Annotated in this window: 17 protein-coding genes and 1 pseudogene; 12 read left to right on the forward strand and 6 right to left on the reverse strand. The window is 46.4% G+C overall.

Annotated features, from left to right (window positions below):
- Positions 1-111: 111 nt before the first annotated feature.
- The 7 genes and pseudogenes from AC08OG_RS02500 to pmbA all read left to right on the forward strand — a co-directional run bounded on the left by AC08OG_RS02500 (position 112) and on the right by pmbA (position 5,528).
- Positions 112-788, forward strand: a pseudogene (locus AC08OG_RS02500) (16S rRNA (uracil(1498)-N(3))-methyltransferase).
- Complete coding sequence (locus AC08OG_RS02505; RefSeq protein ID WP_014707615.1) at positions 785-1,096, forward strand: DUF3301 domain-containing protein; 312 nt, start codon at positions 785-787, stop codon at positions 1,094-1,096. Before AC08OG_RS02500 ends, AC08OG_RS02505 begins: the two are co-directional and overlap by 4 nt.
- A gap of 20 nt (positions 1,097-1,116) precedes the next feature.
- Positions 1,117-2,163: a response regulator gene (locus AC08OG_RS02510; protein WP_482930020.1), complete on the forward strand. Its 1,047-nt coding sequence runs from the start codon at positions 1,117-1,119 to the stop codon at positions 2,161-2,163.
- Positions 2,164-2,183: 20 nt separating this feature from the next.
- On the forward strand, positions 2,184-3,026 hold the full coding sequence (gene prmC, locus AC08OG_RS02515) for a peptide chain release factor N(5)-glutamine methyltransferase (RefSeq protein ID WP_482930021.1): 843 nt from the start codon (positions 2,184-2,186) through the stop codon (positions 3,024-3,026).
- 10 nt (positions 3,027-3,036) lie between these two features.
- A complete protein-coding gene (locus tag AC08OG_RS02520) occupies positions 3,037-3,795 on the forward strand; it encodes a HesA/MoeB/ThiF family protein (protein ID WP_482930022.1) in 759 nt (252 codons plus the stop codon).
- The gene (locus tag AC08OG_RS02525) at positions 3,796-4,206 is read left to right on the forward strand and encodes a M67 family metallopeptidase (RefSeq protein WP_292356129.1); all 411 of its coding nucleotides are present in this window, start codon (positions 3,796-3,798) and stop codon (positions 4,204-4,206) included.
- A complete protein-coding gene (pmbA, locus tag AC08OG_RS02530; RefSeq protein WP_482930023.1) occupies positions 4,203-5,528 on the forward strand; it encodes a metalloprotease PmbA in 1,326 nt (441 codons plus the stop codon). Before AC08OG_RS02525 ends, pmbA begins: the two co-directional genes overlap by 4 nt.
- Positions 5,529-5,586: 58 nt before the next feature.
- Here pmbA and AC08OG_RS02535 read toward each other — a convergent pair whose 3' ends face one another.
- From AC08OG_RS02535 to AC08OG_RS02550, 4 genes are read right to left on the reverse strand one after another with little or no spacing between them, the layout of a single operon-like run.
- On the reverse strand, positions 5,587-7,758 hold the full coding sequence (locus AC08OG_RS02535) for a PilZ domain-containing protein (RefSeq protein ID WP_482930024.1): 2,172 nt from the start codon (positions 7,756-7,758) through the stop codon (positions 5,587-5,589).
- A gap of 8 nt (positions 7,759-7,766) precedes the next feature.
- The gene (locus AC08OG_RS02540) at positions 7,767-8,036 is read right to left on the reverse strand and encodes a BolA family protein (protein WP_292400965.1); all 270 of its coding nucleotides are present in this window, start codon (positions 8,034-8,036) and stop codon (positions 7,767-7,769) included.
- On the reverse strand, positions 8,033-8,332 hold the full coding sequence (locus tag AC08OG_RS02545) for a YciI family protein (RefSeq protein WP_292400962.1): 300 nt from the start codon (positions 8,330-8,332) through the stop codon (positions 8,033-8,035). Before AC08OG_RS02545 ends, AC08OG_RS02540 begins: the two co-directional genes overlap by 4 nt.
- Positions 8,332-8,922: a septation protein A gene (locus tag AC08OG_RS02550; RefSeq protein ID WP_292400959.1), complete on the reverse strand. Its 591-nt coding sequence runs from the start codon at positions 8,920-8,922 to the stop codon at positions 8,332-8,334. Before AC08OG_RS02550 ends, AC08OG_RS02545 begins: the two co-directional genes overlap by 1 nt.
- A 52-nt stretch (positions 8,923-8,974) precedes the next feature.
- Here AC08OG_RS02550 and AC08OG_RS02555 point away from each other — a divergent pair, with 52 nt between their 5' ends.
- The 5 genes from AC08OG_RS02555 to AC08OG_RS02575 all read left to right on the forward strand — a co-directional run bounded on the left by AC08OG_RS02555 (position 8,975) and on the right by AC08OG_RS02575 (position 15,059).
- Entirely contained in the window at positions 8,975-9,805 is an 831-nt protein-coding gene (locus AC08OG_RS02555) for a PHP domain-containing protein (RefSeq protein WP_482930025.1), read from the forward strand.
- A 70-nt stretch (positions 9,806-9,875) separates the two neighbouring features.
- Entirely contained in the window at positions 9,876-10,502 is a 627-nt protein-coding gene (locus tag AC08OG_RS02560; protein WP_292400953.1) for an L-threonylcarbamoyladenylate synthase, read from the forward strand.
- On the forward strand, positions 10,499-10,966 hold the full coding sequence (locus tag AC08OG_RS02565) for a lysophospholipid acyltransferase family protein (RefSeq protein ID WP_482930026.1): 468 nt from the start codon (positions 10,499-10,501) through the stop codon (positions 10,964-10,966). The genes AC08OG_RS02560 and AC08OG_RS02565 overlap by 4 nt, the downstream gene beginning before the upstream one ends.
- Positions 10,967-11,326: 360 nt before the next feature.
- Complete coding sequence (gene clpB / locus AC08OG_RS02570; protein ID WP_292400947.1) at positions 11,327-13,912, forward strand: ATP-dependent chaperone ClpB; 2,586 nt, start codon at positions 11,327-11,329, stop codon at positions 13,910-13,912.
- Positions 13,913-14,210: 298 nt separating this feature from the next.
- Complete coding sequence (locus tag AC08OG_RS02575; protein WP_292400944.1) at positions 14,211-15,059, forward strand: formate/nitrite transporter family protein; 849 nt, start codon at positions 14,211-14,213, stop codon at positions 15,057-15,059.
- A 63-nt stretch (positions 15,060-15,122) separates the two neighbouring features.
- Here AC08OG_RS02575 and cynS read toward each other — a convergent pair whose 3' ends face one another.
- Positions 15,123-15,563 (reverse strand): cyanase, encoded by a 441-nt coding sequence (gene cynS, locus AC08OG_RS02580; protein ID WP_292400939.1) that lies wholly within the window; start codon positions 15,561-15,563, stop codon positions 15,123-15,125.
- A gap of 70 nt (positions 15,564-15,633) precedes the next feature.
- The gene (locus tag AC08OG_RS02585; protein WP_292400938.1) at positions 15,634-16,461 is read right to left on the reverse strand and encodes a formate/nitrite transporter family protein; all 828 of its coding nucleotides are present in this window, start codon (positions 16,459-16,461) and stop codon (positions 15,634-15,636) included.
- Between the last annotated feature and the right edge of the window lie 51 nt (positions 16,462-16,512).

Here is a 16,512-nt window from a genome sequence, read left to right on the forward strand (position 1 = left end):
TTCAAACTCTGTGATGCAGTCTGTAAACTGCTGATTCATTTTGTCAGTTGAAGCTTGTTTATGCGTGTTTCCCGTTTTTATTGCGCGTCTCTAGTGCCTGCCAATTCACCAATGCAGTTGCCAGATGAGGTTTTCCGCCATGCCGTGCAGGTGCTTCGCATGAAGCCTGGTGCTTTATTGAATTTATTTGATGGGCAAGGCTTAGAATATCAGGCTCAGCTGGAGCAGGTTGATAAGCGTCAGGCCACCGTCAGCTTGCAACAGCAAATACACACAGATAATGAGTCTCCATTGGATATTCTGTTGATGCAGGGTATTTCAAGAGGCGAACGGATGGATTACGCCATACAGAAAGCGGTTGAGCTTGGCGTGAAACGTATTATGCCGGTGGTGACCGAGCGTTGTAATGTTCAGCTTTCCGGGGATCGTGCCGAGAAAAGAATAAATCATTGGCAGGGAGTGATTATCAGTGCCTGTGAACAAAGTGGCAGAAGTTATTTGCCTGAGTTATTGCCCATCACTTCGATAGATTCAGCTTTGGAAAATGTGAACGATGCCTGCAAACTGGTGCTGGATCCAGAGGCGAAAAAAGCTTCTCCAGTGTAAAAAAAGCCCAGCAGATCGCATTATTGATTGGTCCCGAAGGTGGCCTGAGTGAAATAGAGGTACAACGGGCAAATAATGCAGGGTTCACCGGTATTACATTAGGGCCGAGAATTCTGAGAACCGAAACCGCTTCTGCAGCAGCATTAGCGATGGTGCAGGCTGGCTGGGGAGATATCGCGTGAATGATAGTACCATTGTATTGTTGATTCTGGCGGTCATAGGCTGGATATGGTGGGACAGCCGTGGCGTTGCGGAACACGCAAGCAAGGTTGCCAGTCAATATTGTCAGTCGATGGGGGTGAGTTTTCTCAACGATACCGTGGCCTGGCAAAAAATCCGTCTCAAACGAGGTGCGACCGGCAGAGTGCAATTAGAGCGTACCTATTTTTTTGAGTTTGCCAGTGATATGCAACAACGTTATCGTGGTGAAATCGTCATGTTGGGTAAACGCGTCAAGACGATCCAACTGGATCCGCACCGTTACAGTTAAGTCATCAGAGGTAGAAAGGTATGACCACCAAACTTGCATTAGTCGTTGATGATTCTCGCGTTGCCCGCATGATGCTTTGCAAACTGCTGCAATCTTCTGGATTTTCAGTGGTTGAACAGGGTAGTGCTGATGAAGCTTTGTCCTGGCTGGAAACCAGTGATCAAACGCCGTTAATCATTTTTATGGATTTGATGATGCCGGGTATGGATGGCCTGACCGCCACCCGTCAGATAAAAAATGATGCCCGCTGGCAATCTATTCCAGTGGTACTTTGTACCAGTAATGACAGTGAAGCGGATAAACTGTCTGCGCACGACAGTGGTGTATTGGCTTTATTGTCCAAACCGCCTGAAGCACAACAATTACAATCGATTTTAGCTGCCTTATCATCACCCACAGTAGCCATGGAAGAAAAGCAACCATCGGCACCAGAGCCGTTACAGGCGGTTGAAATTCCATCAATGCCGTCCATTGAGGAAATTATTGCAGAGGTCAAACAACAGTTATTGCCGAGCTGGTTACAACAGGCACAACAGCAGACCGAGCAGCTTAGTCAGCAGATTGCAGAAAATATCGCTAGGCAGTTGATTGATGAAAAACTGGATGGATTATCGGCAAGGCTGTCTGCGGAGATAAGTCAGCAGATCAATGATTCAGTTCAGGAAAAAGTTCAGCATCAACTCAATACGCAAACGGAACAAATGCAGACGGTATTGTTGGAAAAAGCCGCTGATGCCGCTGAAACAGCCATGCAAAACTTGAATCAGTCCAATCACTGGCAACAGCAAGTAGCGGCACAAACTGAGCGCTGGTTGGCCAGTCAGCAACACACGATTGAACAACAATTGATAACGGCACTGCAACCCAGAATTGAAACAGCAATAACCGAGCAACTTGCAGCAATGCCTGACGCAGTTGATCCCACGATCGAAACCTTGCAGCAGGAGCTGGCGCAACTGCAATTCCAACAAAATCAGCTGATTAAGCGGCAGCGTACGACCAATGTATTATTGATGGTCGCGCTGGCGGCTGGTGTATTGGCGTTGTTACAAATCAATTTATTCTGAGTTGATGAATTAACAAGAAAATGACGATTCAACAGGCTTTGCAATGGGCCAGATTGCAACTGGTCATGAGTCCAACGCTGCGACTAGATATTGAAAGTCTGTTATGTCATGTATTGCAGTGCACTCCATCACGATTGATCAGTTATCCGGAACAACAACTTACATCATCCCAGCAACAGAACTTTGTTTCACTGGTGAAGCAGCGCCAGCAAGGTATCCCGGTTGCACATTTGACCGGCAGTCGAGGCTTCTGGTCACTGGATATTGAGGTCAATCAGCATACCCTGATCCCACGACCGGACACTGAGTTACTGGTGTCACTGGCCCTGGAAAAAATTCAGCCGGGAATGTGTATTGCCGATCTTGGAACCGGCAGTGGGGCTATTGCACTGGCGATTAAATCGGAATGCCATGATATCTGGATGCTGGCAACAGATTTTTCGGAGGCTGCCTTGCAGCAGGCTAAACAGAATGCGGTAAAAAATGATCTAGACGTACATTTTTTTCGTGGTCAATGGTTGGATGCCATTCAGCCTGAGACTCTGGACATTATTATTTCAAATCCACCTTATATCCGTTCAGATGATCCTCATTTAACCAATGGAGATTTACGCTTTGAACCTTTATCCGCACTGGCTTCGGGAGAGGATGGTCTCGATGATATCCGGCTACTGGTTCACCAATCCTCTCGGGTCTTAAAGTCTGATGGCTGGTTAATGGTAGAGCATGGTTATGATCAGTCGCAGGCTGTTCAGGTATTGTTCCAGCAAGCCGGCTTCATTGAGATACAGGCTTTTCAGGATTATGGCCAGCAGGATCGCGTGGTCATTGGCAAACGCTCCGTAAGTGGCGAATTCAGGTAATATACTGCTGATGAATGATGAAAAGTTGCTGCGTTACAGCCGCCATATTCTTTTGCCGAATTTTGACATCACCGGCCAACAGCGCGTTTTGGAAAGCCGCGTGCTGGTTATTGGTCTTGGAGGGCTGGGATCACCAGTAGCTTTGTATCTGGCTGCTGCAGGTGTTGGGCATCTGGTGCTGGTGGATGATGACATTGTTGAGCTGACCAATCTGCAGCGGCAAATTGTGCATAGACAAACGTCTGTCGGCAAAGCAAAAACGCATTCAGCTGCGGCGACTTTGCAAAGTTTGAACGACACAATTAAAGTTGAAACCATTGAGCATCGCCTGGACGAATCCGAGTTAACCCAGCAGGCAACGCTTGCTGACGTGATTGTCGATTGCACCGATAATTTCAGTAGTCGTTTTTTGCTCAACCATGTGAGCAAGAAGACCAGAACACCGCTGGTGTCAGCTGCAGCTATTCGATGGGAAGGACAAGTTTCGGTTTATGATGCGCGACAAGCCGATGCACCGTGTTATCGTTGTTTGTACGATGATAGTGGTGGCGATATTCAGCAAAGCTGTGCGGAGAGCGGGGTGCTTTCACCATTACTGGGCATGATGGGATCCATTCAGGCGATTGAAACACTCAAATTGCTTGCCAATACAGGAACGTCCCTCAATGGTCGTTTATTATTGGTTGATGCGCAGTCAATGCAGATAAGAGAAATAACGTTAAAACAGGATCCGGCCTGCCCGGTATGTCACGATAATGAGAATAGCTAAATGACAGCAAAAACGACGATACGTTTACCGCGAACATTGGTGAATGAGCTATTACATGAAGCGCAACTTTCACCTCAGCAGGAAATTTCCGGGCTAATAGGCCGTCATGGGCAACGCTGTATGTGTTACCCAGTAGACAGCGTTAAAACCGATGCCAGTGTGTTATTTGCATTAAGTGCCAGTGAGCAGTTAGCCGCATTAAAAGAAATGAAAGAACGTAATCAGGAATTGTTCGCGATTTATCACTCTCATCCCGATGCTCCAGCGTTACCGTCAGTTATTGACGAGGACGTTGCAGACTATCCACAAGCGTTGTACCTGATTATTTCATTGAATACACGCGGGGTTTTGGAAATGCGGGGCTTTCAAAAACATGGACAGAATATCGAAGAGGTAAATTTGATCATATGAGTAAACTTGACGCATCAGTATTAACAAATGCAGCGCAACAGGCGCTGGATGCGGCTAAAAAGCTGGGGGCCTCTGCTGCTGAAGTGGGTATCAGCCAAAGTCTGGGATTATCGGTAAATGTGCGTCAGGCTGAAATTGAAACGCTGGAGCACAATAAAGACACCGGGCTTGGCGTAACGGTATATCTGGGACAAAGCAAAGCTTCTGCCAGTACCTCCGATTTGCGACCTGAAGCCATTCACGAAACAGTGGCGATGGCCTGCAGTATTGCCAAGCACACTCAGGAAGATAAATATGCCGGTTTGGCCGATGCTGCATTAATGGCTACTTCTTTTCCGGACCTACATTTGTATTACCCTTGGGAATTGTCTCCGGAACAGGCTATTGAGCTGGCAATGGAATGTGAGCAGGCTGGTCGTGATTTTGATTCTTTAATCAGTAATTCAGAAGGGGCCAGTGTTTCGTCTCATGAAGGTCAGCGGATTTATGCGAACAGTCATGGCTTTATCGGTCAGACGCAATCCACTCGTCATAGTTTGTCATGTACGTTAATTGCCCGTGATGAGACTGGTATGCAACGTGATTACTGGTATGACGTTGCCCGTGATAGTCAGGATCTGGCTTCGGCTGTTTCGGTGGGTCGTAAAGCAGCTGAGCAGACGTTAAAACGGCTGAATGCCCGTGAAATTGAAACTGGTCACTATCCGGTGATTTTTGCTGCTGAAATTGCTTCATCTTTATTTGGTCAGCTGGTGGGCGGGATTCGTGGCAGCGCCTTATATCGTAAATCCAGTTTTCTGCTGGATAAACTGGGTGAACAGATTTTCCCATCATTTATGCATATCCATGAGCAGCCACATCTTTTCAAGGCGCTGGGCAGTTCGGCTTTTGATGCTGAAGGGGTGGCGACCCAAAATCGGGATATTATCCGCGACGGTGTATTGCAGGGTTATGTTCTGGACAGTTATTCAGCCCGACGTCTGAATATGACGACCACTGCTAATGCGGGTGGAGTACATAATCTTACCGTTGATAGTAATGATTTAACATTTAAGGACATGCTGAAGGCGATGGATCGGGGCGTGATAGTGACTGAAACTATGGGCATGGGCGTCAATATTGTTAATGGTGATTATTCGCAAGGCGCTGCCGGATTCTGGGTCGAAAATGGAGAGATTCAATATGCCATTGATGAGTTCACCATTGCCGGTCAGTTGCAGGATATGTTCAAAGGTATCCAAGCGGTAGCTAATGATGTGGACTTACGCAGCAATATCCGTAGCGGTTCGGTGTGGATAGATAAAATGATGGTGGCAGCTTAGGGCTTGTTAATTTTCATCTCACAACCGAGGCGGAGATGAAAGATCAAGCAGCCTAAGTTTAAGAGTCGATGCTATCGCGGACGAAGCTAGTGATATCAGTTAAATAGGCCACTGCAAATATTGAAAATAACATCTGCCTTAGGTTTTTAATGCGATGAGGACTTTGATTGCGTAACGCATTGATTTGACGTATCAAATCCTGCTCATCATGCAGCCAGTCGGTTTTGTTGTTGACCAGCTGACAATGAAAAATATAATAACTTTCCGAATTGAACAGTCGGTGCAGCAACAGATTTTTGGCCTCTGCGGATTGCAGTTCATGTTCACAGATGATCTGCCAGGGTTGATAACCTGACCGGTAACAATACAAACCTATACCATGAGTTACCACATTTTCAGTATGAACGGTTTTCAACTGTAATGTGATCCGCTGAATGGAATTGGAAATCGCCTGCCATAATTTGTTGTCGGTTTGATTTAACAGTTGAGAATGGCCAGCCACCGCCTGCAATACGCGTTTTTGTTGAATATCCAGGCCAAAAAATAGCGCTGTGTTGAGTGGTGCATGACTCAGCAGATCCAGATAAACCCGACTGTACTGCATTTGCAATAAATCATCTTCGCGCCGCGATAATGACTGTTGGTTATCTTTAATGGCCTTTTCAAAAAACTGATTTACAGCGAATGGGCATTGGGTGACCAGACGTTGCAAACCAAGCTCAGTTTGTTCAGCAAACTTCTGCACTCGCTTAATTTCATACGGCACACTACGTAAATTTAATTGCGGACGCTGTGATTGCCAACGGGTGAAATGCATGGTTACCCGGGCACCCAGCTTCACCGGCAAATCAGCATTGACCGACAACGACAGTCCATTAATCGAAACCTCGTTCGTTTGCGAAGAATATTCCTGACTATTTACAAATAAATTGACGGGGGTAAGTACGGTATAGCGGCTTTGCTGGCGTCGAATAAATGCTTTGAGCGAACTGACGGGGGGTAAATTGAAAAGAACCGCCGGTTTTTCGATATTTTCATCAGCATGAATTTGCTTTTCATTATCACTCAGCTGTTGCAAGCAGGCCGAAATATCAGTGATTTCTATCAGATTTTTTAATTGTGAAACTTTGCGTGAAAAATCAACAGCAATGCGCGGGTCTGATTGAGCCATGATATCAAAATGCGGATGGTAAATTGCTTCATCAACTTCCAATGCTGATACATGAAAATGCCATAATTGTGTGTTTTTTGGCCATGGCCAAAATTGTCTGAGTTTTGCTATTTCACTGGCATCAATCACCACCAGCTTTTCCTCATTAAGCGCCACAAACCCAGAATTTAAATGGTTTTGCTCAATATGAGAGAGCACCCTTTTCACGACTGACAACAAGTCGGGCGTGTTGATGAAAATCTGATCACAAACAGTGCTGCTGTGTAGGGCGGTGGCATTGGGCGATTGTTGCTCACCCATCCAGCAGAGGAGGCTGGGCATTAGCTGGCTGTATAAACGTAACAGACAATTTTGTGTCAGATTCAGAATTTCATTATTCAGTTCAGCCGGACTGTGCTGATTTCGATTGCTTAACCAGTTTTGCCAAGCTTGACGAACGTCATCACCGACTGAGTCATGAAAGCGTAATACAGCAAAGGTTCGCTGATCCTCATGATGCATCCGGGTAACATCAAACGCTATGAGCGTGGGTTCAGTATTATGGGCGTCGGGAAAATGTTCAAAACTGACATTAACGGTATCGTTTTTTTCCAGTGCAGCTACATGCTTCATGCTGACACGGATGGCGTCAATGCTGACATCCAGCGTCATTGCATGGTAGCTAAGTTCACCCACTTGAATGGTGACCGGTAGTGTCAATAGCATGCGGGGCGCCTGACGTCTTACTGGTTGATCCAGCCGGATGAGCAACACGCCATCGTCTTCAATTGGAGTGGTTTGCTGTTGTTGTGCTTGCTGTTGAAACTGACGAACGGCCTGCATTAATGCTTCGTAAACACCGACGGTGTAATGCCCTCCCATGCGTTCAACCAGCTGCTTGAGAATTAAATAACTACGGTCGTCCAGATAATGATTGATACCGCCAAATTCATAAGGTTGGCATTCACCGGTCACTTTACCGCGTAAATCAATAATGCGTTGACAGGGTTTTTGTAATCTTTGTCGTTCCAGCTGGGCCAGAAAAGCCTGGTTTTGAGCTTTGCTGTTTTCCGTTGCCATTGCCCGAATTATTTCAGTTCATCAGGCGTTTTAGCTTGAATGCTTAACGCATGAATAGCAGATGGGAGTAATTCAGCAGCAGCGTCATAGACCAGCCGGTGACGCTTGATTAAAGATAAACCGGCAAACGCGTCACTGACAATAAATACCGTGAAGTGGCCACCACCGGTATTGCCTGCATGTCCGGCATGCAGATGACTGTCATCGGTGATCTGCATCTGAATCGGATCAAGTTGTTGTAATGCCTGCTCCAGTTTTTGTTGTGTAGATAGACTCAAGGTAAGACCTTACGAAACGGTTTAACAGTTACTTTGGCGTACACATCGGCCTCAATATATGGGTCGGCCTCGGCCCAAATCAGGGCGTTTTGCAAGTCGTCAAATTCGGCGACCACCAAACTGCCACTGAATCCGGCTTCACCGGGATCTTCGCTGTCAATTACCGGATGTGGACCAGCCAACACTAAACGACCTTCATCCTGTAACGCCTGAAGACGACCAAGATGTGCCGGACGGGCAGCCATACGCCGTTGCAGGCTATCGGGCTTATCTTCGCTGATAATGGCATATAACATCAGGATGCATCCTTCGAATTATTTTCGTTTATATGACGGGACAAATAAATGGCCTGTCCGGCAATAAATACCACTGTAATGGCCAAAGAGCCAAATAATTTGAAGTTCACCCAGGTTTCTTCCGAGTAGTAATATGCGATATAAATATTCAGAAATCCGGAAAAGATAAAAAACAGAATCCACGCCGTGTTCAGTCTTGACCAGACCACGGTTGGCAATTGCAAATGCGCTGCCATGAGACGCTCAAGCAGGGTTTTATCGGTAAACACTCTGGCACCAATGAAGGCTAATGCAAACAACCAGTTCACTGCAGTGGGTTTCCACATCACAAATTCCGGGTTCTGTAACCAGAGCGTGGCCCCGCCAAGCACCATCACCAGAATGAAGGTGATTAAATGCTGTCTTTCCACTTTGCCGTGACGCAGCAAACCATAAAGAACCTGAAGTAGAGTAGCGACCATCATTACCGCTGTTGCAGCATAGATGCCGGCCACCTCATATTCCTGACCATTCCAATGGTAGACGCCACCGCCAAATTTATAGGCAATGAAAAACAGGATAATGGGCAGGAAATCAGTAAATAGTTTCATCTTTTTATTCAGTTATTACAGAGATGCCACATTCTAACGTAAAATCAACACCATGACGCACTATGACCTGCATTGCCATTCCACCGCCTCTGATGGCGCCCTGTCTCCAAAAGCATTGGTTGAACGAGCTGTTCAGCAAGGAGTCGATGTGCTTGCGCTTACTGATCATGATGGTACAGAGGGCATTAAGGCTGCGCTTGAGGCTGCCACAGAACAGCCACTCATATTAATTCCCGGGGTAGAAATTTCGGTCAGTTGGAATAGCAGTACTGTGCATATTGTCGGGCTTAACATAGATATTGAAAATGCTAAATTGCAAAACGGGTTAGCCAATATCCGCCAATATCGGCAGCAAAGAGCTGAACAAATTGCGCAGCGTTTGGAAAAATCCGGTATTTCGGGTGCGCTTGAAGGTGCCGGAAAATATGCGTCGAAGACGATGTTAGGACGAATGCATTTTGCACAATTTCTGGTCGAACAAGGGCATGCCGCCAATACGAAAGACGTTTTCAAACGATTTCTGGTGCGAGGTAAACCCGGATATGTGCCGGGACAGTGGACTGATCTAGAATCCGCAGTTGAATGGATAACCGATGCGGGCGGCCAAGCGGTTATTGCTCATCCATTACGTTATAAAATGACCGGTACCAAGCTGCGACGACTGATTGATGATTTTAAAACAGCGGGCGGACAAGCCATTGAGGTTAGTTCCGGCCATCAGCATTCAGATCAACTGAGAAATGTAGCAGCACTGGCCAAACATTATGAGTTGCTTGCTTCCTGTGGATCGGATTTTCATGGTCCAGAACAGACTTGGAGCGAGCTTGGACGATTTCTGCCATTGCCGGCCTCCTGTAAACCGGTATGGTCTTTATGGCACTAAAACGGTCATGTGCCATGGGTTATGGTATATACAAGTAATTAACCAACTAAAGAACTAATGAAGGTTTTAGATGAGCCAGTATTTTCAAATTCACCCGGATAACCCGCAACCGCGACTGATTAAACAAGCCTGTCAAATCATAATGAATGGTGGCTTGGTGGTTTATCCAACCGATTCGGGCTATGCACTGGGATGCCATTTGGGTGATAAAGGGGCTATGGATCGCATTCGTCGTTTGCGCCAACTGGATGCTGATCACAATTTCACCCTGGTGTGCCGGGATTTGTCCGAGCTATCGGTATACGCCAAATTCAATAATGCCGTTTTCCGCTTGATTAAGGCGCATACCCCAGGCCCCTATACATTTGTATTACCAGCTACTAAAGAGGTGCCCCGCCGATTGCAGCATCCCAAACGTAAAACCATTGGTTTACGGATTCCGGTTAACAATATTGCCCTGGCCTTATTAGAAGAACTGAATGAACCGTTAATGAGTTCAACACTTATTTTGCCAGGCGAAACCATGCCGATGACCGAAGCCGATGAAATAGCCGATCAATTGAGTAAACATGTGGATTTGATTATTGATGGCGGAGCATGTGGCAGTGAGCCGACGACCGTTGTCGAGTTTGTAAATGACTTACCCGAAGTGGTTCGCGTTGGTATGGGTGATCCTGAACCGTTTGAGGTGGAATGATCATCTATCTTGGTTTATTCCTGTTAATCGCTTTCAGCATCTGGCTTATCGGCATTATTCATGCTGAAGCTGATTGGGGCGGACCGTCCGTTAACTGGCTGGATGGCTGGACCCGCTTAATCTGCCGGTATATTCAGCATTTACCGCAACAGAAAATAAATCTGCCAGAGACTGGCCCGGCGATTATAGTCGCCAACCATGTATCTGGTGTCGATCCATTATTACTGATATCAGCCAGCAAACGTCCGTTACGCTTTTTGATTGCTCGGGAAGAGTATGAGCGACCTTTGGTCAGTTGGGTTTTTAAAAAGGCAGGTTGTATTCCTGTTGATCGTTCCGGCCGTCCTGAGCAGGCGTTGAGACAGGCCTTAAGAGCTTTGCAACAAGGTGAGATTATCGCGCTGTTTCCCCACGGAAAAATTCATCTGGATACTGATCCACCAAGAAAAATTAAGGGGGCGTAGGCCGGCTGGCAAGCTGGTCGGCTGCACCGATATTTCCAGTACGTATCGATGGTGTGAGAGCTCAGGGGAAAGTGTTTACCGCACCCTTTGTGCCAAGTCGAGTTCAGCTCACTATGGCTCCTTCGTTAACCTGTTCACCAGAAACAATGTTGACCTGTCTGCAAGATATTAGCTTAGCAATTGAAACGCCAGTCAGCGTCAAGTCCAGTTAAGGTTTATTTTGTTATTTATATACAATTAAAATACTTTCAATAACTTAGTGAGTTCAGAAAATAGTGATCTTTTTCTGAGGACGATTACTTGATTTCTGAACAGCATCCCCCATTTTGTAATTAACTTATTTTTTACAGGGATATTACGATGCAAATCGATAAACTCACCAGCAAGTTCCAGGAAGCACTTGGCGCCGCACAAAGTCTGGCGGTTGGCCGCGATCATCAGATTATAGAACCGGCTCACTTACTGTTGGCGTTATTAAATCAACAAGGGGGGACGGTAAAACCGTTACTGGCACAAAGTGGTGTTAACGTTCCAGCTTATCAGGCTGATCTGGAAGCCCAGTTAAACCGTTTTGCCCAAGTTGAAGGTGGTAATGGGGATGTCCGCATATCTTCAGACTTGAACCGATTATTAAATCAAACGGATAAATTGGCGCAGCAACGTCAGGACCAGTTTATTTCCAGCGAGCTATTGGTGTTGGCAGCGGTAGAAGATAAAAGCCAGACAGGTGAATTGCTGCGTAAACATGGAGCCAACAAAACCAATATTAATAATGTGATAGACAAAATTCGTGGGGGCGAACGCGTGACTGATCAAAATGCCGAAGAACAGCGTCAGGCGCTGGAAAAATACACTATTGATCTAACTGCTCGTGCCGAAAGTGGCAAGCTGGATCCAGTCATTGGTCGAGATGATGAAATTCGCCGCACCATCCAGGTCTTGCAACGTCGTACCAAAAACAATCCGGTATTGATCGGTGAACCCGGCGTCGGTAAAACGGCGATTGTTGAAGGTTTAGCCCAGCGTATTGTTAACGGTGAAGTGCCTGAAGGCATGAAAAACAAACGAGTGCTTTCCCTCGATATGGGATCGTTAATTGCTGGTGCCAAATTCCGTGGTGAATTTGAAGAACGTCTAAAAGCTGTACTCAGTGACCTGTCTAAACAGGAAGGTCAGATCATTCTGTTTATCGATGAAATTCACACCATGGTCGGTGCTGGTAAAGCTGAAGGGTCAATGGATGCAGGTAATATGCTGAAACCCGCTTTGGCCCGGGGTGAGTTGCATTGTATTGGCGCGACTACGCTGGATGAATATCGCCAATATGTTGAAAAAGATGCCGCTCTGGAACGTCGCTTTCAGAAAGTGCTGGTGGGCGAACCCAGTGTAGAGTCCACTATCGCTATCCTGCGTGGCTTAAGTGAGCGTTATGAAGTGCATCATGGCGTAGATATTACTGATCCAGCCATCGTTGCTGCAGCGACCTTATCGCATCGTTATATCACCGACCGCAATCTGCCGGATAAAGCCATTGATCTGATTGATGAAGCCGCCAGCCGCATTCGGATGGAAATTGATTCCAAACCGGAAGTGCTGGACCGTCTTGAAAGAAGGTTAATTCAACTTAAAATTGAGCGTGTTGCCTTACAGAAAGAATCGGATGAAGCATCCAAAAAACGTTTGGATACGCTGGAAACCGAAATGAAAAAACTGGCCCGCGAATACACCGATCTGGAAGAAGTCTGGAAATCAGAAAAAGCGGCTTTACATGGCAGTCAGCATATTAAGGAAGAACTCGAAAAAGCTCGGCTGGAACTGGAGTCCGCCAATCGTAGCGGTAATCTGGAAAAAATGTCTGAACTGCAATATGGCCGTATTCCTGCGTTGGAAAAACAGTTGGATATTGCCACGCAGGCAGAAATGCAGGACTTCACCTTGCTACGAAATCGTGTCGGCGAAGAGGAAATTGCTGAAGTGGTTTCCAAATGGACCGGGATCCCAGTGTCCAAAATGCTGGAAGGTGAACGCGATAAACTGTTGAAAATGGATGAAGCTTTGCATAAACGGGTTATCGGTCAGGACGAAGCCGTCAATTCAGTTGCCAATGCCATCCGCCGCAGTCGTGCTGGTTTATCAGATCCCAATCGTCCTAACGGTTCATTCCTGTTTTTGGGGCCAACGGGTGTGGGTAAAACCGAGCTGTGCAAATCGCTGGCAACATTTTTATTTGATACCGAAGAAGCGATGGTACGAATTGATATGTCCGAGTTTATGGAAAAACATTCGGTTGCTCGTCTGGTCGGCGCACCTCCCGGTTATGTTGGCTACGAAGAAGGCGGTTATCTGACGGAAGCGGTGCGCCGTAAACCGTATTCAGTGATCCTGCTGGATGAGGTCGAAAAAGCGCATCCGGATGTGTTTAATATTCTGTTGCAGGTATTGGATGACGGTCGGCTGACAGATGGACAGGGTCGGACAGTTGATTTTAGAAATACCGTTATTGTGATGACCTCCAATCTGGGCTCCAATGTGATTCAGGAAATGGCGGGTGAAGATAATTATGACGCCATGAAAAATGCGGTAATGGAAATTGTCGGTCAACATTTCCGCCCGGAATTTATTAACCGTGTGGATGATGTGGTGGTCTTTCATCCGTTACAGAAATCACAAATTCGTGCCATTGCCGATATACAGTTGTCACACTTGCGGCAACGTCTGGCAGAAAAAGAAATGGGACTGGAATTATCTGATGCGGCACTGGATATGCTGTCTGAAGCAGGGTTTGATCCGGTCTATGGTGCCAGACCTTTAAAACGGGTAATCCAGCATGAGTTGGAAAACCCGTTAGCCCAGGCTTTATTGTCTGGTCGCTTTGTGGCCGGACAGGTGATCAAGGTAGATGTGCAGGATGAAGAATTAACCTTTACCAGTGAGCTGATGCACTAGAGGCTGTTGTTCTCTCATAGCCACCTCTGCTTGAGGCTATTTTTTTGTCTAACAAGCGGCGCTGAAAGAGCAACAGAGCCTGTTAAAACGGGAATCATTTATCGAGTTGGGTAAAACTGACCCAACTCGATATTTTAATGAAACCATGATTCAGAACTTTGGTTAAAGATTATTTCGCCTGTATTACCTGTTGAGCTTACATAATCATTACTGAATTTGGGAGTACAATCCCTGCAAAGCGTTGCAAGTCACTGATATAATGCCGGACTTTGTCCTTATCTCTCACAGGTAACTACTCATGTCTGATTTCGGCAAGTTTGTCGATGCTTTCACGCCAGCGGAAGTCGCGGAAAAAGTCAAAACCGTTGGTGTGGATAAGGCCAATATGTCCATTATCCCACTGGTGATTCTCTCATTAATGGCGGGGGCGTTTATTTCGTTTGCCGCCATGTACTACACGGTGGTGATGACGGACGCCGGTGCTGCATATGGTCTGGCCAGACTGGTCGGTGGTCTGGTATTTGCCTTGGGCTTTATTCTGGTGGTGATAGCCGGGGCAGAGTTATTTACCGGAAATACACTGGTGGTGATGGCTTACGCCAAAGGGCAGGTAAGTTTTAAATCTTTAATGCGCAACTGGGGCATTGTCTATGTTGGTAATCTGGTCGGTGCTTTAGTCACTGTTTATCTGGTGTATCTCTCCGGCTATTTAAGTGATGGCAATCTGGGGGTAGGTGTTACTGCGATAAAAACCGGTCTAGCCAAAGTGGACCATACCACTACAGAAGCTTTTGTCCGCGGATTATTCTGTAATGTACTGGTCTGTCTAGGCAGCTGGATGGTCTACGCGTCACGTAGTGTGACCGATAAAGTGATGGCCGTGTTATTTCCCATCTCAGGCTTTGTGGCGATGGGGTTTGAGCATTGCGTGGCGAATATGTACATGATTCCAATTGCGATGATAGCCGCAACTGATCAAGCCATTGTGGCTGCCGGTCATTTTGATGCCGCGCAGCTGGCCACACTGGATTTTGGTGGCTTAATGGGTAATATTATCCCCGTTACGTTGGGAAATATTGTCGGTGGTGCTGGATTTGTAGCAATGGCTTACTATTTGGTTTATGTCTACGCTCGTCCTAATAGATAAAATTTAAGCTGCACTGTGCAAGGCAGTGCAGCTTATTTTTTTACCTGACTTTATTCAGTAGACTTACCAGGATTTATACGGAAGAAATTTACCATCCAGGGTAATGACAATCCGATCACCTTTCGGATCCGGTTTTTTCTCGATATTCATGGCAAAATCAATGGCACTGACAATGCCATCGCCACATTTTTCATGCACAATTTCTTTAATGGTTGGACCATAAACCGACATCATTTCATAAAGACGGTAGAGCAATGGATCGGTAGGAACCGTTTGGTCCCATTGCTTATTTGGATATTTCTGCAGAGCCAGTTCCACTTCAGTGCCCAGATCCAGTGACTGACACAGTTTTTTGGCGGTTTCGGCCGGCATGCTGTTCATTCCCAGACAGGCTGATGCTGTCCATTCCGGTGACATGCCAATGGCTTCACCGATTTTTTCCCAGGTCAGTTCTTTAGTTTCTTTTGCCACCATGATGGCTTGCGTCATAGCAAGTTTATTCATTGTCACTCCAAAATCTTTTGTACGAATAAAAAACCTGACACCAATACCCGGTGCCAGGCCAACGAGGAAATCAATTCATTTTTTCTGAAAATTCAGCGGTAGGTGCACCGGTTTTGTAATGCGTCGCATACAACATGCCACCAGTCAGTACCAAACCGCCGACCAGATTACCGAAGATGACCGGGATTTCGTTCCACAATAACCAGTCAGCAATGGTGATATCTGCGCCCATTAACATACCCATCGGGAACAGGAACATGTTGACGACGGCATGTTCGAAAACCAGACCGAAGAACACTGCGATAGGCAACCACATTGCCACCACTTTGCCGGCAACTGAATTAGACAGCATCGCACCAACCACGCCGGTAGAGACCATCCAGTTACACAGAATGCCAGCGACAAAGACCGTTAACCAACCGGCACCACCATGCGCTGCAAATCCTAGCGTGCGCGCCTCAGCAGCCTTAGCGATGGCCTGACCAGCTGCGCCTGGTTCAGCGGTAAATGCAAAGGTCCAGGCGATACCAACTAACAGTGCTGTTGTTAATGCACCGAACAGATTGCCAATGCCTACCAGTAACCAGTTTTTTAACATGCCGTTAAAGGTGCAACCACGACGTTTATCCAGAAGGGCTAATGGTACTAATGCAAATACCCCTGTCAGCAAATCAAAGCCCAATAAATTCAGTAAAACAAATCCGACAGGGAAGACTAATGCGCCAACAATTGGCAAACCGGTCTGTACTGCTGCAGTCACAGCAAATGCCACGGCCAGGGTCAAGATAGCCCCCGCCATATAAGATCGAATTAATACGTCCCGGGTAGCCATTTTGAGCTTTGATTCACCGGCATCGACCATTTTTTTAGTAAATTCGCTTGGTATGAGATAAGACATAAACGCTCCAGATTGAATTGATGTAAACAGGTAAGCAGTTTGCATGTTTTA

The sequence above is a fragment of the Methylophaga sp. F7 genome, from assembly GCF_056863975.1.

Coding starts and splice junctions, on each gene's coding strand:
- AC08OG_RS02510 (WP_482930020.1), top strand. CDS start 1,117: ATGACCACCAAACTTGCATTAGTCGTTGATGATTCTCGCGTTGCCCGC.
- prmC (WP_482930021.1), top strand. CDS start 2,184: ATGACGATTCAACAGGCTTTGCAATGGGCCAGATTGCAACTGGTCATG.
- AC08OG_RS02520 (WP_482930022.1), top strand. CDS start 3,037: ATGAATGATGAAAAGTTGCTGCGTTACAGCCGCCATATTCTTTTGCCG.
- AC08OG_RS02525 (WP_292356129.1), top strand. CDS start 3,796: ATGACAGCAAAAACGACGATACGTTTACCGCGAACATTGGTGAATGAG.
- pmbA (WP_482930023.1), top strand. CDS start 4,203: ATGAGTAAACTTGACGCATCAGTATTAACAAATGCAGCGCAACAGGCG.
- AC08OG_RS02535 (WP_482930024.1), bottom strand. CDS start 7,758: ATGGCAACGGAAAACAGCAAAGCTCAAAACCAGGCTTTTCTGGCCCAG.
- AC08OG_RS02545 (WP_292400962.1), bottom strand. CDS start 8,332: ATGTTATATGCCATTATCAGCGAAGATAAGCCCGATAGCCTGCAACGG.
- AC08OG_RS02550 (WP_292400959.1), bottom strand. CDS start 8,922: ATGAAACTATTTACTGATTTCCTGCCCATTATCCTGTTTTTCATTGCC.
- AC08OG_RS02555 (WP_482930025.1), top strand. CDS start 8,975: ATGACGCACTATGACCTGCATTGCCATTCCACCGCCTCTGATGGCGCC.
- AC08OG_RS02560 (WP_292400953.1), top strand. CDS start 9,876: ATGAGCCAGTATTTTCAAATTCACCCGGATAACCCGCAACCGCGACTG.
- AC08OG_RS02565 (WP_482930026.1), top strand. CDS start 10,499: ATGATCATCTATCTTGGTTTATTCCTGTTAATCGCTTTCAGCATCTGG.
- clpB (WP_292400947.1), top strand. CDS start 11,327: ATGCAAATCGATAAACTCACCAGCAAGTTCCAGGAAGCACTTGGCGCC.
- AC08OG_RS02575 (WP_292400944.1), top strand. CDS start 14,211: ATGTCTGATTTCGGCAAGTTTGTCGATGCTTTCACGCCAGCGGAAGTC.
- cynS (WP_292400939.1), bottom strand. CDS start 15,563: ATGAATAAACTTGCTATGACGCAAGCCATCATGGTGGCAAAAGAAACT.
- AC08OG_RS02585 (WP_292400938.1), bottom strand. CDS start 16,461: ATGTCTTATCTCATACCAAGCGAATTTACTAAAAAAATGGTCGATGCC.